Consider the following 13,817-nt stretch of genomic DNA (forward strand, 5'->3'; position numbering starts at 1 on the left):
CGTGGGACCACGCGACAGTTATAATCATCCGATTTTCCCCTTCGCCAAGACCACTGAGCCCATGACTGAGTCCGTTCTTGACTACATGACCCGCCTGGGGCGCGCTGCCCGCGCGGCGTCGCGCGTGATCGGCCGTGCCAGCACCGCGCAGAAGAACCGCGCCCTGCAAGCCGCCGCCAACGCCCTGGACGCTGCCCGCGCCGAGCTGACCGCCGCCAATGAGCTGGACCTCGCCGCTGGCCGCGCCAATGGCCTGGAACCGGCCATGCTCGAGCGCCTGGCGCTGACCCCGGCACGCATCGACGGCATGATCGTCGGCCTGCGTCAGGTGGCCAGCCTGCCGGACCCGGTCGGCGCGATCCGCGACATGAGCTACCGGCCATCGGGTATCCAGGTCGGCAAGATGCGCGTACCGCTGGGGGTGATCGGCATCATTTACGAGTCGCGTCCGAACGTGACCATCGACGCTGCCAGCCTGTGCCTCAAGTCGGGCAACGCCACCATCTTGCGTGGCGGCTCCGAGGCCATCCACTCCAACCGTGCCATTGCCACTTGCATCCAGCGCGGCCTGGCCGAGGCCGGCTTGCCGGCAGCCGTGGTGCAAGTGGTTGAAACCACCGATCGCGAAGCGGTCGGTGCGCTGATCAGCATGCCGGAGTTTGTCGATGTCATCGTGCCGCGTGGCGGCAAGGGCCTGATCGAGCGCATCAGCCGCGACGCGCGGGTGCCGGTAATCAAGCACCTGGACGGTATCTGCCACGTCTATGTGGCCGCGCATGCCGAGCTGGACAAGGCCCGGCGCATTGCCTTCAACGCCAAGACCTACCGCTATGGCATCTGCGGGGCGATGGAAACCCTGCTGGTCGATCAGTCGATAGCTGCCGAGTTTTTGCCGGAAATGGCCCGCCAATTTCGGGAAAAAGGCGTCGAACTGCGCGGTTGCGAGCGTACCCTTGAAATTATCGAGGCGGTGCCGGCGACAGAAGCGGACTGGAACACCGAATACCTCGCGGCGATTCTGTCGATCCGTGTGGTGGACGGCCTGGACCAGGCCATCGAGCACATCAATCGCTATGGTTCGCACCATACCGACTCGATCGTGACCGAACATCAGGCGCAGGCTCGCCAGTTCATGGCCGAGGTCGATTCGTCGTCGGTGATGATCAACACCCCGACCTGCTTTGCCGACGGGTTCGAATACGGCCTGGGCGCAGAGATCGGTATTTCCACCGACAAGCTGCACGCCCGCGGCCCGGTCGGCCTGGAAGGCCTGACCTGCGAGAAATACGTGGTGATCGGCGACGGTCAGCTACGCGGACAGGAGTCGCTCTGACTTGGCCGAGCGCAAACCGCTCGCCCCAGTCTCGACGATGTCGCCCGCCCGGCGCATCGGCGTGCTCGGCGGGACATTCGACCCGGTGCACATCGGTCACCTGCGCAGTGCGCTGGAGGTAGCCGAGGTGCTGGCGCTGGACGAGCTGCGGCTGATGCCCAACGCCCGCCCGCCGCACCGCGACACGCCACAGGTGTCGGCCCAGGACCGCCTGGCGATGGTCCAGTGTGCTGTACAGGGCGTGCCGACGCTGTCGGTCGATGCCCGCGAGCTGGCCCGTGACAAGCCGTCGTACACCATTGAAACGCTGGAACTGATGCGTGCTGAAATGGCCGCCTCGGAGCAGCTGTTTCTGCTGCTGGGCTGGGACGCGTTCTGCGGCCTGCCCAGTTGGCACCGTTGGGAAGAATTGCTGCAACACTGTCATATCCTGGTGCTGCAACGCCCGGATGCCGACGTCGAGCCGCCGGATGCCTTGCGCAACCTGCTGGCCGCACGTTCGGTCAGTGATCCGCAGGCCCTGGACGGGCCTGCCGGGAATATTGCATTCGTCTGGCAGACGCCGCTTGCGGTGTCAGCCACGCAGATCCGACAGCTGCTGGCCAGCGGCAAGTCGGTGCGGTTTCTGGTGCCGGACGCAGTACTGGCCTACATCGATGCGCACAACCTTTACCGTGCGCCGAACTGAGGGTGCTGAGAAGCGCCCCATACTATTGAGTTGAATGAGTTTTATATGACCAAGCAAAAACACAACGTCAGCGCCGAAGAGCTGGTCGAACTGACCAAGGCAGCCCTGGAAGACGTCAAGGCCCAGGACATCCAGGTCATCGACGTAAAAGAAAAGCACAGCCTGACCGATTACATGATCATCGCTACCGGTACCTCCAACCGCCAGATCAGCGCGATGCTGGAAAAGGTCCGTGAGCAGGTCAAGGCCAAGGGCGTGCAGCCTCTGGGCGAAGAAGGCAAGGGCGACAGCGACTGGGTACTGCTTGACCTCAACGACGTCATCGTTCACATGATGACCGCCGCTGCCCGTCAGTTCTACGACCTCGAACGTCTGTGGATGGGTGCCGAGCAAAGCCGCGCCGCCGATGGCAAGCACCACAGCCCGGAAAACACCCACGACTTTTCAGACAAGCTGAAAGATCGGGAATAAGGAAGGCTCGTGCGTCTGCGTCTGATCGCGGTCGGCTCGCGCATGCCCAAGTGGGTCGAGGACGGTTGGCATGAATATGCCAAGCGCCTGCCCTCTGAGCTGTCGCTGGAGCTGGTGGAAATACCGCTCAATACCCGGGGCAAGAATGCCGACGTCGCTCGCCTGATTCGTCAGGAGGGCGAGGCCATGCTCGCCAAGGTCCAGCCAGGGGAACGGATTGTCACCCTGGAGGTCCATGGCAAGCCCTGGAGTACCGAGCAACTGGCGGTCGAGCTGGACCGCTGGCGCCTGGACTCGCGTACTGTCAACTTCATGGTCGGTGGCCCCGAAGGGCTGGCGCCGGAAGTTTGCGCGCGGGCCGAGCAGCGCTGGTCGCTGTCGCCGCTGACACTGCCCCACCCGTTGGTAAGGATACTGATCGGCGAACAGCTGTACCGCGCCTGGACCGTATTGTCCGGGCACCCCTACCATAAATAAGCCTTAAGCCTTTTCAATGTCGCAGCCGATTCGCCTCAAGGATCACGAGAAAGACGCCCGTATGGTGCGTAGCCGCGTCGTGGTCGGTGCAGTGGCGATCGTCCTGCTGATCTGCGTATTGATCGCCCGTCTGTATTACCTGCAGGTGATCCAGTACGACTATCACTCGACCCTGTCGGAAAACAACCGGGTGCATGTGCAGCCAATTCCGCCGACCCGCGGGCTGATTTTCGACCGTAACGGGGTGATCGTCGCCGATAACCGGCCAAGCTTCAGCCTGAGCATGACCCGCGAGCGCTCCGGCGATTGGCAGCAGGTGCTCGACGTGATTGTCGAAGTGCTGGAACTGACCCCGGATGACCGCACCCTGTTCGAAAAGCGCATGCGCCAGGGCCGACGGCCATTCGAGCCGGTGCCGATCCTGTTCGAACTGACCGAGGAACAGATCGCCCGGATCGCAGTGAACCAGTTCCGCCTGCCCGGTGTTGAGGTGGTCGCCCAGTTGGTGCGCCATTACCCGCAGGGTGCGCACTTTGCCCACTCGGTCGGCTATGTCGGGCGGATCAACGAGAAAGAGCTCAAGACCCTCGACCCGGTCAACTACAGTGGCACCCACCATATCGGCAAGACCGGCATCGAGCGTTTCTACGAGCCGGAGTTGCACGGTCAGGTGGGTTACGAAGAGGTCGAGACCAACGCCCGTGGCCGGGTATTGCGGGTGCTCAAGCGCACCGATCCGATCCCCGGCAAAGACATCGTCCTGAGTCTCGACATCAAGCTGCAGGAGGCCGCTGAGGCCGCACTGGGCGGGCGTCGCGGCGCTATCGTGGCGCTCGATCCGAACACCGGTGAAGTGCTGGCGATGGTCAGCCAGCCGAGCTTCGACCCCAACCCGTTCGTCACCGGCATCAGTTTCAAGGCCTATGCCGAGCTGCGCGACTCGATCGACCGTCCGCTGTTCAACCGCGTACTGCGTGGCCTGTACCCGCCGGGTTCGACCATCAAGCCGGCAGTAGCCATCGCTGGCCTCGACAGTGGCGTAGTCACGGCCAGCAGTCGGGTATTCGACCCGGGCTTCTACCAGTTGCCCAACTATGACCACAAATACCGTAACTGGAACCGCAGCGGTGACGGCTGGGTCGATCTGGACCTGGCGATCATGCGCTCCAACGACACCTACTTCTACGACCTGGCGCACAAGATGGGCATCGACCGCCTGTCCAGTTACATGAACAAGTTCGGCCTCGGGCAGAAAGTCTCCCTCGACATGTTCGAGGAGTCCGCCGGCCTGATGCCGACCCGCGAATGGAAGCGTGCTACCCGCCGCCAGGCCTGGTTCCCGGGTGAGACATTGATCCTCGGTATCGGCCAGGGCTACATGCAGACCACGCCGCTGCAGATGGCCCAGGCCATCGCGCTGATCGCCAGCAAGGGCAAGTGGAACCGTCCGCACCTGGCCAAGACCATCGAAGGCCAGCCGCCGGTGGACGAGAATCCGATGGACGACATCGTACTGCGTGACAAGTCCGACTGGGCCAAGGTTACCCACGGCATGGAACAGGTGATGCACAACGCCCGCGGCACCGCCCGCGCCGCCGCCGCCGGGGCCCAGTACCGGATTGCCGGCAAGAGTGGCACCGCCCAGGTAGTGGCGATCAAGCAGGGCGAGCGCTATGACCGCAACAAGGTTCAGGAGCGCCACCGTGACCACGCCCTGTTCGTTGGCTTCGCCCCGGCAGAGAACCCGAAGATCGTGGTGTCGGTCATGATCGAAAACGGCGAGGCCGGTGGCCGCGTCGCAGCGCCCGTGATGCGTCAGGTGATGGACGCCTGGTTGCTCGACGAGAATGGCCGGCTCAAACCCGAGTTCGCTCCCGCCACCGTCGTTCAGGAATCGGCCAAGTGAAGAACAATTTCGATCGCATGCTCTCCAGCGAGGACGTCATGCGTCGTCGCGCCAGCTTCCTGCAGCGCATCCATATCGACGGCCCGTTGCTGATCCTGCTGCTGACCCTGGCCGCCGGCAGCCTGTTCGTCCTCTATTCGGCCAGCGGCAAGAACTGGGACCTGCTGCTCAAGCAGGCCAGTTCTTTCGGCATTGGCCTAGTGTCGATGTTCGTCATCGCCCAGCTCGAGCCGCGTTTCATGGCCCGCTGGGTGCCCCTGGCCTATGTGGTGGGGTTAATCCTGTTGGTGGTGGTGGACGTCATGGGCCACAACGCCATGGGCGCCACGCGCTGGATCAACATTCCCGGGGTGATCCGCTTCCAGCCCTCGGAGTTCATGAAGATCATCATGCCGGCGACCATCGCCTGGTACTTGGCCAAGCGCTCGCTGCCGCCGCACCTCAAGCACGTGATGATCAGCCTGATCCTGATCGGCTTGCCGTTCATTCTCATCGTCCGCCAACCTGACCTTGGGACCGCGTTGCTGATCCTTGCTTCTGGCGCCTTCGTGCTGTTCATGGGCGGTCTGCGCTGGCGCTGGATCCTCAGCGTAGTGGCGGCGGCGGTGCCAGTGGCGGTGGCCATGTGGTTCTTCGTCATGCACGACTACCAGAAGCAGCGGGTGCTGACCTTCCTCGACCCGGAAAGCGATCCGCTGGGCACCGGCTGGAACATCATCCAGTCGAAAGCGGCGATCGGTTCGGGCGGCGTGTTCGGCAAGGGCTGGTTGCTGGGCACCCAGTCGCACCTGGATTTTCTCCCGGAAAGCCACACCGACTTCATCATCGCCGTGCTCGGCGAGGAGTTTGGCCTGGTCGGCATCTGTGCGCTGCTGCTGATCTACCTTTTGCTGATCGGCCGCGGCCTGGTGATTACCGCCCAGGCCCAGACGCTCTACGGCAAGTTGCTGGCCGGCAGCCTGACCATGACCTTCTTTGTTTACGTATTCGTCAATATCGGTATGGTCAGCGGCTTGTTGCCTGTGGTGGGTGTGCCGCTGCCCTTCATTAGTTATGGCGGAACTTCGTTGGTGACGCTGCTGTCAGCGTTTGGGGTTTTAATGTCGATCCATACGCATCGCAAATGGATTGCGCAGGTTTGAATAAGGTGAAGAATTACATGCAAGCAATGCGTGGCTGGGCGGCTCGTTGCGCGCCCTGGGTCGGCTTTCTGGGTTTGCTGGGCGGGGCGCAAAGCGCTACTGCCGGCGACTACGACGGTTCGCCCCAGGTAGCCGAGTTCGTCGGCGAAATGACCCGCGACTACGGTTTTGCCGGTGAGCAGCTGATGGGGGTGTTTCGCGAGGTTCAGCGCAAGCAGTCGATCCTTGATGCGATTTCGCGCCCGGCCGAGCGGGTAAAGCCCTGGAAAGACTACCGCCCGATGTTCCTCACCGATGCCCGGGTTGCCCGTGGCGTCGACTTCTGGCGCCAGCATGAAGCCACCCTGGCCCGCGCCGAGCAGGAATACGGCGTGCCGGCCCAGGTGATCGTCTCGATCATCGGCGTCGAGACCTTCTTTGGCCGCAACACCGGCAACTACCGGGTGATCGACGCGCTGTCGACCCTGGGCTTCGATTACCCGCCGCGCGCCGAATTCTTCCGCAAGGAGTTGCGCGAGTACCTGTTGCTGGCACGTGAAGAGCAGGTCGACCCGTTGACCCTCAAAGGCTCCTACGCCGGGGCCATGGGCCTGCCGCAGTTCATGCCGAGCAGCTTTCGCGCCTACGCCGTGGACTTTGACGGCGACGGCCACATCAATATCTGGAACAACCCGGATGATGCCATCGGCAGCGTCGCCAGCTACTTCAAGCGCCATGGCTGGGTTGCCGGCGAGCAGGTGGTCAGCCGCGCCACGGTGCGTGGCGAACGCGTCGACGAGGGGCTGAGCCCGGGCATCGATGCGGTCAAGACAGTCGCGCAGTTGCGGGCACTGGGCTGGTCGAGTCATGATGCGCTGCGCGATGATCTGCCGGTCACCGCCTTCCGGCTCGAAGGTGACAATGGCCCGGAATACTGGCTGGGCCTGAAAAACTTCTACGCGATCACTCGCTATAACCGCAGCGTGATGTATGCCATGGCAGTGCATCAGCTCTCGGACCTGCTGGTTCAAGCACGGGGCGCCAAGTAATGCGCGTAATGTTCTCCGCTACATCGCTGAAACTGTTCGGTTGCGCAGCCCTTGGCCTGGTGCTGGTGAGCTGCTCGAGCAGCCGCCCGAGCCCCTCGACCCAGGGTAATGCCAATGTGGTGCGGGCCAAGCCAGGCCTGGACATCAACCGGGCCCACAAGGATGGCGCGCCGTGGTGGGATGTCGACGTTTCGAAGATCCCTGACGCGACCCCGACCGTGCATACCGGCAACTACAAGGCCAACCCGTACACCGTGCTGGGCAAAACCTACTTCCCGATCCAGGAGTCGCGCAACTACCGCGCCGAAGGCACTGCGTCGTGGTACGGCACCAAGTTCCACGGCCAGAACACCGCCAATGGCGAGGTCTATGACCTCTACGGCATGAGCGCGGCGCACAAGACCCTGCCGCTGCCGGCCTACGTCAAGGTCACCAACCTCGACAACCAGCGCAGCGTGATCCTGCGGGTCAACGACCGCGGGCCGTTCTATTCCGACCGCATCATCGACCTCTCGTACGCCGCGGCAAAGAAGCTCGGCTATGCCGAAACCGGTACCGCGCGGGTGCGCGTCGAGGGCATCGACCCGAAACAATGGTGGGCCCAGCGTGGCCAGCCGGTGCCGATGGTCCTCGACCAACCGCAAGTGGCCCAGACCCAGGCGCTGCCGGCCAGCACCGGCACTGTCGAACAATGGACGCCGCCGCCGCAGCAGCATGCAGCAGCGGTTGTGCCGGTTCAGGTCGCCAGCAACAACAGCCAGGCCGGCAATGGTCTTTACTTGCAGGTCGGCGCTTTTGCCAACCCGGACGCCGCCGAACTGCTGCGCTCCAAGCTCAGCAGCATGGTCAGCGCGCCGGTTTTCATCAGTTCCATCGTGCGTAACCAGCAGACCCTGCACCGGGTCCGTCTGGGGCCGATCAACAGCCAGGGTGAAGCCCAGCAGATGCAGGACAGCGTGCGGCTGGCCAATCTGGGGCAGCCCAAAGTCGTCACGGCAGACTGATCGGGGGGACTGATCGGTTTGTCATGCAGCCGGGCTTAGTCGCCATGTACAATGGCGGTTTTGCCCGTCAGGCCATGTGCCTGTAAACGTTTTGCCCATAAGGGCATGAGCCCATTAGCCATTTCGAGAGACGGATGAACATAACCAGCTTTGCCAAACGCCTTTGCCTGCTTGTACCGCTGATGATTGCCCCTGCCGCCTTCGCGGCAGAGCAGATGATGCCGTCGCCGCCGCAACTGGCTGCCAAGTCCTACGTGCTCATGGAAGCCTCCAGCGGCAACATCCTGGTCGAGAACAATGGTGACCAGCGTCTGCCTCCGGCGAGCCTGACCAAGCTGATGACCGCCTACATCGCGACCCTGGATATCCGTCGTGGCCAGCTGGGCGAGAACGACCCGGTCACCGTCAGCGAAAACGCCTGGCGCACCGGCGGTTCGCGTATGTTCATCAAGGTCGGCTCCCAGGTCAGCGTCAGCGACCTGCTGCACGGCATCATCATCCAGTCCGGTAACGATGCCAGCGTTGCCCTGGCCGAGCACATGGCCGGCAGCGAAGACGCCTTCGCTGACATGATGAACAAGACTGCCGCTGACCTGGGCATGACCAACACCCACTTCATGAACCCGACCGGTCTGCCGAACCCCGAGCACTACTCGTCGGCTCACGACATGGCCGTGCTGGGCCGCGCGATCATCCACGAAGACCCGGCTCACTATGCGATCTACTCGCAGAAAGAGTTCTTCTGGAACAACATCAAGCAGACCAACCGCAACCTGCTGCTGTGGCGCGACAAGACCGTCGACGGTCTGAAAACCGGCCACACCGACGAAGCCGGCTACTGCATGGTGACTTCCGCGGTTCGTGACGGCATGCGCCTGATCGCCGTGGTCTTCGGCACCAATAGCGACCAGGCTCGCGCTGCCGAGACTCAGAAGCTGCTGACCTACGGTTTCCGTTTCTTCGAAACCCAGACCTTCTACCAGAAGGGTACTGAGCTGGCTCAGGCGCCGGTCTGGAAAGGTGCCGCCAACCAGGTCAAGGCCGGCCTTGCGCAAGACCTGACCATGACTTTGCCTAAAGGCCAATTGAAAAAGCTCGCCGCGAGCATGACCATGAACCCGCAATTGATCGCTCCGATCAACAAAGGTGACGTGATCGGTAAAGTGGAAGTCAAACTGGATGACAAGGTTGTCCACAGTGCCGACCTGATCGCCCTGGATGGCGTTGAGGAAGGTGGTTTCTTCCGTCGTGTGTGGGATAGCATTCGGCTATTCTTCTACGGGTTGTTCAACTGATATCGTGACCTGCCACGCCCCCGCCATTCATGCGGGGGCGTTGTTGTTGCCACGGCTTACGAGGCCGTTATTGCCATGACCGAAGCTGACAAGTCGCACAAAATCGAATTCCCTTGCGCCGATTACCCGATCAAGGTCATTGGCGACACCGTGGTCAATTTCAAGGACACGGTGATCGAGATCCTGAAGAAGTACGCCACGGTCGACATGAGTACCCTGGCGGAACGTCAGAGCAAGGAAGGCAAGTACACCACGGTGCAACTGCACATCGTCGCCACCGGTGAAGACCAGCTGCACGATATCAACAGCGCCCTGCGCGCGACCGGAATCGTGAAAATGGTGCTCTGATGCCCGATTGCCTCGGCTTTCGCGACCTCGGCCTGCTGCCTTACGAGCCGGTGCTGGAGGCCATGCGTCGGTTCACCGACCAGCGTGGCCCGGGCACGGCGGATGAGGTATGGCTGGTTGAACACCCGGCGGTGTTCACCCAGGGCCAGGCCGGCAAGGCCGAGCATCTGCTGGTACCGGGGGATATCCCGGTGGTGCAGACCGATCGCGGCGGCCAGGTGACCTATCACGGCCCGGGCCAACTGGTGGCGTACCTGCTGCTGGATGTGCGGCGCCTGGGCTTTGGCGTGCGCGATCTGGTCAGCCGCATCGAGCGCTGCCTGATCGAGTTACTGGCCAGTTACAACGTCGAAGCGGCGGCCAAGGCCGATGCGCCGGGCGTCTATGTCGACGGGGCGAAGATCGCCTCGCTCGGCCTGCGGATTCGCAATGGCTGTTCGTTCCACGGCCTTGCCCTGAACGTGGACATGGACCTTGCGCCATTCCGCCGGATTAACCCCTGCGGGTATGCGGGGCTGGCCATGACCCAGCTGCGCGATCAGGCAGGCTCGATCGAACTCTCTGAGGTAAGGGCAAGGCTGCGCGGGCAGCTGGTCAAGCACCTCGACTATGCTGAGCAGACGACCCTTACGGGCGGAATCTTCTGAATATGACTACTGTTGTGCAAGAACCAGTGCAAAGCGTGACGCCAGCGCCACGGCCGAAGGTCGAGGCGGGTGTCAAACTGCGTGGCGCGGAAAAAGTCGCGCGTATCCCGGTAAAGATCATCCCCACCGACGAGCTGCCAAAGAAGCCTGACTGGATTCGTGTGCGTATCCCGGTTTCGCCGGAAGTCGACCGTATCAAGCAACTGCTGCGCAAGCACAAGCTGCACAGCGTCTGCGAAGAGGCCTCCTGCCCGAACCTGGGCGAGTGCTTCTCGGGAGGCACCGCGACCTTCATGATCATGGGTGATATCTGCACCCGTCGTTGCCCGTTCTGCGACGTTGGCCATGGCCGGCCCAAGCCTCTGGACGTCGACGAGCCGAAGAACCTCGCCGTGGCCATTGCCGACCTGCGCCTGAAGTATGTGGTGATCACCTCGGTGGACCGCGACGATCTGCGTGACGGTGGCGCCCAGCACTTTGCCGACTGCATCCGTGAAATCCGCGCACTGTCGCCGGGCGTCCAGCTCGAGACCCTGGTGCCGGACTACCGCGGACGCATGGACGTGGCCCTGGCGATCACCGCCGAGACTCCGCCGGATGTGTTCAACCACAACCTGGAAACCGTGCCGCGCCTGTACAAGGCTGCGCGTCCGGGCTCGGACTACCAGTGGTCGCTGACCCTGCTGCAGAAGTTCAAGGAGCTGGTGCCGCACGTACCGACCAAGTCCGGCCTGATGCTCGGCCTTGGCGAAACCGACGAAGAAGTGATCGAAGTGATGCATCGCATGCGCGAGCACAACATCGACATGCTGACCCTCGGCCAGTACCTGCAGCCGTCGCGCAGCCACTTGCCGGTGCAGCGTTTCGTGCACCCGGACACCTTCGCCTGGTTTGCCGAAGAAGGTTACAAGATGGGCTTCAAGAACGTTGCTTCCGGTCCGCTGGTGCGTTCTTCGTACCATGCTGACCAGCAGGCGCACGAGGCCAAGATCAAGCTCTGATCGACGCCGCCGTGCCGTAATGCCGATGCTCGCAACCCTGCGGCATCGGCATTTTTGTTTGTGGCAGGGCTTCCTTGCGCTGTTGCGCGGGTCGTTGAATTACAGTGGACGGGTCTGTCCACACATGGAGTCGTCTGGATGAATCTTCCCTTCACGCATCAGGCCGATGTGCTGTCCCACGCCCAGCCGCTGCCGATGGCCTTGCCTGCTGGCGGGCTGATCGCGATCATTGCCCCGGCCGGTCCCGCCCAGGTCGATACGCTCAAGGTCCACCAATGGTTCCAGGCGCGCGGCTATCGCTGCCGGATCTACCCGGGAGTGACCGCCGCCGAGGGTTATCTGGCCGGTAGCGATGCGCAGCGCTTGCAGGATTTGCATGATGCCTTTAGTGCTGCGGATGTCGATGCCATCATCTGCCTGCGCGGTGGCTACGGCAGCATGCGCCTGCTGGAACACATCGATTTTGACCTGCTGCGCCGTCATCCCAAGCCTTTGGTCGGCTACAGCGACATTACTGCGCTGCACACGGCCATCGCCCGTCATGCCGGGTTCGTATCCTTCCACGGCGCCATGCTCAAGTCGGAATTGCTGGGCAACAAGCAGGAGCCGACGCTGTCATCGCTGTTCGAACAGCTCAGTGGTCGTGTGGGCGCCGGTGACAGCCTTGAGCATCCCGAGGCCTGGCCGCTGACCACAATCCTGCCAGGCACCGCCAGCGGACCTTTGATAGGGGGTAACCTGTCGATGCTGTGCGCAACCCTCGGCACCCCTGCAGAAATCCACTGTGGCGGCGGCATTCTGTTTATCGAGGACATCAACGAGCCGTTGTACCGGGTTGACCGCCTGCTGACGCAGTTGCGCCTGGCGGGCAAGCTTGAGGGTGTTCGTGGCGTGCTGGTCGGGGATTTTGCCGGGATCACGCTGCAGGCGCTGGCACCCTTGATGCGCCAGTTCTTTGCGCCGTTGCAGGTGCCGGTGCTGGCCGGATGGCGCAGTGGTCATTGCGACCCGAACCTGACGTTGCCGATCGGGGCCAGGGTGCATCTGGATGCCGAGGGCAAGTGTTTGCGCCTGGAGCAGGATCTGTTTGAGCGCAATCGCGGGGCAAGCCAGCGTCTGTAGACCCTGGCTTGCCCCACGATCGGGGTTTAACGCTGACGCAAGCTATCGAGCAGCTTGTGCGTCGGATACCCATCGGCAGGCCAGCCCAGCGCCTGCTGGGCACTACGAATGGCCTTGCGGGTGTTGGCGCCGATGATCCCGTCGGCGGCGCCGGCGTCGTAGCTGCGGGCACTGAGCAGAGTCTGCAGCTCGACGCGCTCGCTGCGGCTCAGCGGCAGGTCATCCTTGGGCCATGACCCGGCAATATAGCCTGAGCCATCGAAGCGCTGGCCGAGCAGGCCGACGGCCATGGCGTAGGACGACGAGTTGTTGTACTTGAGGATCGCGCGGAAGTTGTCCAGCACCAGGAAGGCCGGGCCGCGATAACCCGCAGGCAGCAACAGGGCAGCGGACAGCTGCTCGCTACCGGCAGGCAGACGCACTCCGGCAGGCAGCTTCAGGCCCAACTGCATCCACTCGGACACCGTCTTGCGCTGGCTGCCATCGGCCAGCCAGTAATCGAAGCCAGGCGCCAGTTGCACTTCAAAGCCCCAAGGCTCGCCGCGTTTCCAGCCGGAGCTTTGCAGGTAATGAGCGGTCGACGCCAGGGCGTCAGCCGAGCTGGTCCAGATATCCCGACGGCCATCGCCATCGAAGTCCACGGCATGGGTGTTGTAAGTGGTGGGGATGAACTGGGTCTGGCCCATGGCCCCGGCCCAGGAGCCTTTCATGGCGTCGGGCTGGATATCACCGTTTTGCAGGATCTGCAGCGCCGCGATCAGCTGCGCTTGGGCAAACGCCGGACGGCGGCCTTCGTAGGCCAGGGTGGCCAGGGAGCGGATCACCGATTTGTTGCCCTGGAACTGGCCAAAGTTGCTTTCCATACCCCACACCGAAACCAGCACATTGCGGTCGACGCCGTAGCGTTGTTCGATCTGGCTCAGCAACTCTGCATGTTTTTCCAGCAGGCCCTTGCCGTTGCGTACACGCAGCGGCGAGAGGGCGCCATCAAGGTATTCCCATACCGGCCGGGTGAATTCCGGCTGGCTGCGATCAGCCTTGATTACATCCATGTCGGGCGTGACGCCGAGGAATGCGCGGTCGAAGGTGCCGGCATTGATGCCCGCTTGCAGGGCTTGCTGACGGAAGCCCGCCTGCCATTGGGCGAAGGTTTGCAGCGGCTGGATTTCGCTGCTGGTGTCGACGGCGGGGGTGGGCAGGGTGACTACCGGAGCCGGCTGGGCAGGGGCCAGCGGCAGCGCATCGGCGGCGGTGGGTTTTTCCGCGCAGGCGACAAGCAGGATGAGGCTGGAGGCGGCAATCAGCTGGCGAGGTTGCCAGCGACGGGAAAGACAAAGGGGCATGCACAGGTCCAG

General features: G+C 62.9%; 14 protein-coding genes. 13 read left to right on the forward strand and 1 reads right to left on the reverse strand.

All coding sequences use genetic code 11. The annotated features are described in order from the left end of the window. The first annotated feature begins 61 nt into the window (after positions 1-61). The 13 genes from F8N82_RS00690 to F8N82_RS00750 all read left to right on the forward strand — a co-directional run bounded on the left by F8N82_RS00690 (position 62) and on the right by F8N82_RS00750 (position 12,462). Complete coding sequence (locus tag F8N82_RS00690) at positions 62-1,333, forward strand: glutamate-5-semialdehyde dehydrogenase (RefSeq protein ID WP_038998582.1); 1,272 nt, start codon at positions 62-64, stop codon at positions 1,331-1,333. 37 nt (positions 1,334-1,370) lie between these two features. After that, positions 1,371-2,021, forward strand: a complete 651-nt coding sequence (nadD, locus tag F8N82_RS00695; RefSeq protein ID WP_095163182.1) for a nicotinate-nucleotide adenylyltransferase — start codon at positions 1,371-1,373, stop codon at positions 2,019-2,021. Positions 2,022-2,066: 45 nt separating this feature from the next. Then, positions 2,067-2,492, forward strand: coding sequence for a ribosome silencing factor (gene rsfS / locus F8N82_RS00700; RefSeq protein ID WP_038998584.1), 426 nt, complete (start codon positions 2,067-2,069; stop codon positions 2,490-2,492). A gap of 9 nt (positions 2,493-2,501) precedes the next feature. Continuing rightward, positions 2,502-2,969, forward strand: a complete 468-nt coding sequence (rlmH, locus tag F8N82_RS00705) for a 23S rRNA (pseudouridine(1915)-N(3))-methyltransferase RlmH (RefSeq protein ID WP_010222895.1) — start codon at positions 2,502-2,504, stop codon at positions 2,967-2,969. 16 nt (positions 2,970-2,985) lie between these two features. Continuing rightward, complete coding sequence (mrdA, locus tag F8N82_RS00710) at positions 2,986-4,875, forward strand: penicillin-binding protein 2 (RefSeq protein ID WP_038998585.1); 1,890 nt, start codon at positions 2,986-2,988, stop codon at positions 4,873-4,875. A gap of 38 nt (positions 4,876-4,913) precedes the next feature. Beyond that, positions 4,914-6,017, forward strand: a complete 1,104-nt coding sequence (gene rodA, locus F8N82_RS00715; protein WP_052251672.1) for a rod shape-determining protein RodA — start codon at positions 4,914-4,916, stop codon at positions 6,015-6,017. A 17-nt stretch (positions 6,018-6,034) separates the two neighbouring features. Further along, positions 6,035-7,045, forward strand: coding sequence for a lytic murein transglycosylase B (mltB, locus tag F8N82_RS00720; RefSeq protein WP_038998588.1), 1,011 nt, complete (start codon positions 6,035-6,037; stop codon positions 7,043-7,045). Next, complete coding sequence (locus F8N82_RS00725; RefSeq protein ID WP_038998589.1) at positions 7,045-8,049, forward strand: septal ring lytic transglycosylase RlpA family protein; 1,005 nt, start codon at positions 7,045-7,047, stop codon at positions 8,047-8,049. The genes mltB and F8N82_RS00725 overlap by 1 nt, the downstream gene beginning before the upstream one ends. Before the next feature lie 134 nt (positions 8,050-8,183). Then, on the forward strand, positions 8,184-9,344 hold the full coding sequence (locus F8N82_RS00730) for a D-alanyl-D-alanine carboxypeptidase family protein (RefSeq protein ID WP_038998590.1): 1,161 nt from the start codon (positions 8,184-8,186) through the stop codon (positions 9,342-9,344). A gap of 75 nt (positions 9,345-9,419) precedes the next feature. After that, the gene (locus F8N82_RS00735) at positions 9,420-9,692 is read left to right on the forward strand and encodes a DUF493 domain-containing protein (protein WP_038998591.1); all 273 of its coding nucleotides are present in this window, start codon (positions 9,420-9,422) and stop codon (positions 9,690-9,692) included. Then, positions 9,692-10,339, forward strand: a complete 648-nt coding sequence (lipB, locus tag F8N82_RS00740) for a lipoyl(octanoyl) transferase LipB (protein WP_038998592.1) — start codon at positions 9,692-9,694, stop codon at positions 10,337-10,339. The genes F8N82_RS00735 and lipB overlap by 1 nt, the downstream gene beginning before the upstream one ends. Positions 10,340-10,341: 2 nt before the next feature. Further along, on the forward strand, positions 10,342-11,340 hold the full coding sequence (lipA, locus tag F8N82_RS00745) for a lipoyl synthase (protein ID WP_010222903.1): 999 nt from the start codon (positions 10,342-10,344) through the stop codon (positions 11,338-11,340). A gap of 138 nt (positions 11,341-11,478) precedes the next feature. Further along, positions 11,479-12,462 carry a S66 peptidase family protein gene (locus F8N82_RS00750; protein WP_052251623.1) on the forward strand — a complete coding sequence of 328 codons (984 nt, stop codon included), beginning with the start codon at positions 11,479-11,481 and terminating at the stop codon, positions 12,460-12,462. Between the two features lie 26 nt (positions 12,463-12,488). Here the strand turns inward: F8N82_RS00750 and F8N82_RS00755 are convergent, their stop codons facing one another. Then, on the reverse strand, positions 12,489-13,805 hold the full coding sequence (locus F8N82_RS00755) for a lytic murein transglycosylase (protein ID WP_038999704.1): 1,317 nt from the start codon (positions 13,803-13,805) through the stop codon (positions 12,489-12,491). Between the last annotated feature and the right edge of the window lie 12 nt (positions 13,806-13,817).

This window comes from Pseudomonas fluorescens, from assembly GCF_902497775.2.
Taxonomy (GTDB): Bacteria; Pseudomonadota; Gammaproteobacteria; order Pseudomonadales; family Pseudomonadaceae; genus Aquipseudomonas; species Aquipseudomonas putida_F.

Excerpts from the sequence above, each read along its gene's own strand:
- lipA (WP_010222903.1), top strand. The coding sequence starts at position 10,342 with ATGACTACTGTTGTGCAAGAACCAGTGCAAAGCGTGACGCCAGCGCCA.
- nadD (WP_095163182.1), top strand. The coding sequence starts at position 1,371 with ATGTCGCCCGCCCGGCGCATCGGCGTGCTCGGCGGGACATTCGACCCG.
- F8N82_RS00755 (WP_038999704.1), bottom strand. The coding sequence starts at position 13,805 with ATGCCCCTTTGTCTTTCCCGTCGCTGGCAACCTCGCCAGCTGATTGCC.
- rodA (WP_052251672.1), top strand. The coding sequence starts at position 4,914 with ATGCGTCGTCGCGCCAGCTTCCTGCAGCGCATCCATATCGACGGCCCG.
- F8N82_RS00690 (WP_038998582.1), top strand. The coding sequence starts at position 62 with ATGACTGAGTCCGTTCTTGACTACATGACCCGCCTGGGGCGCGCTGCC.
- F8N82_RS00735 (WP_038998591.1), top strand. The coding sequence starts at position 9,420 with ATGACCGAAGCTGACAAGTCGCACAAAATCGAATTCCCTTGCGCCGAT.
- F8N82_RS00730 (WP_038998590.1), top strand. The coding sequence starts at position 8,184 with ATGAACATAACCAGCTTTGCCAAACGCCTTTGCCTGCTTGTACCGCTG.
- F8N82_RS00725 (WP_038998589.1), top strand. The coding sequence starts at position 7,045 with ATGCGCGTAATGTTCTCCGCTACATCGCTGAAACTGTTCGGTTGCGCA.
- rsfS (WP_038998584.1), top strand. The coding sequence starts at position 2,067 with ATGACCAAGCAAAAACACAACGTCAGCGCCGAAGAGCTGGTCGAACTG.
- mltB (WP_038998588.1), top strand. The coding sequence starts at position 6,035 with ATGCAAGCAATGCGTGGCTGGGCGGCTCGTTGCGCGCCCTGGGTCGGC.
- lipB (WP_038998592.1), top strand. The coding sequence starts at position 9,692 with ATGCCCGATTGCCTCGGCTTTCGCGACCTCGGCCTGCTGCCTTACGAG.
- mrdA (WP_038998585.1), top strand. The coding sequence starts at position 2,986 with ATGTCGCAGCCGATTCGCCTCAAGGATCACGAGAAAGACGCCCGTATG.
- F8N82_RS00750 (WP_052251623.1), top strand. The coding sequence starts at position 11,479 with ATGAATCTTCCCTTCACGCATCAGGCCGATGTGCTGTCCCACGCCCAG.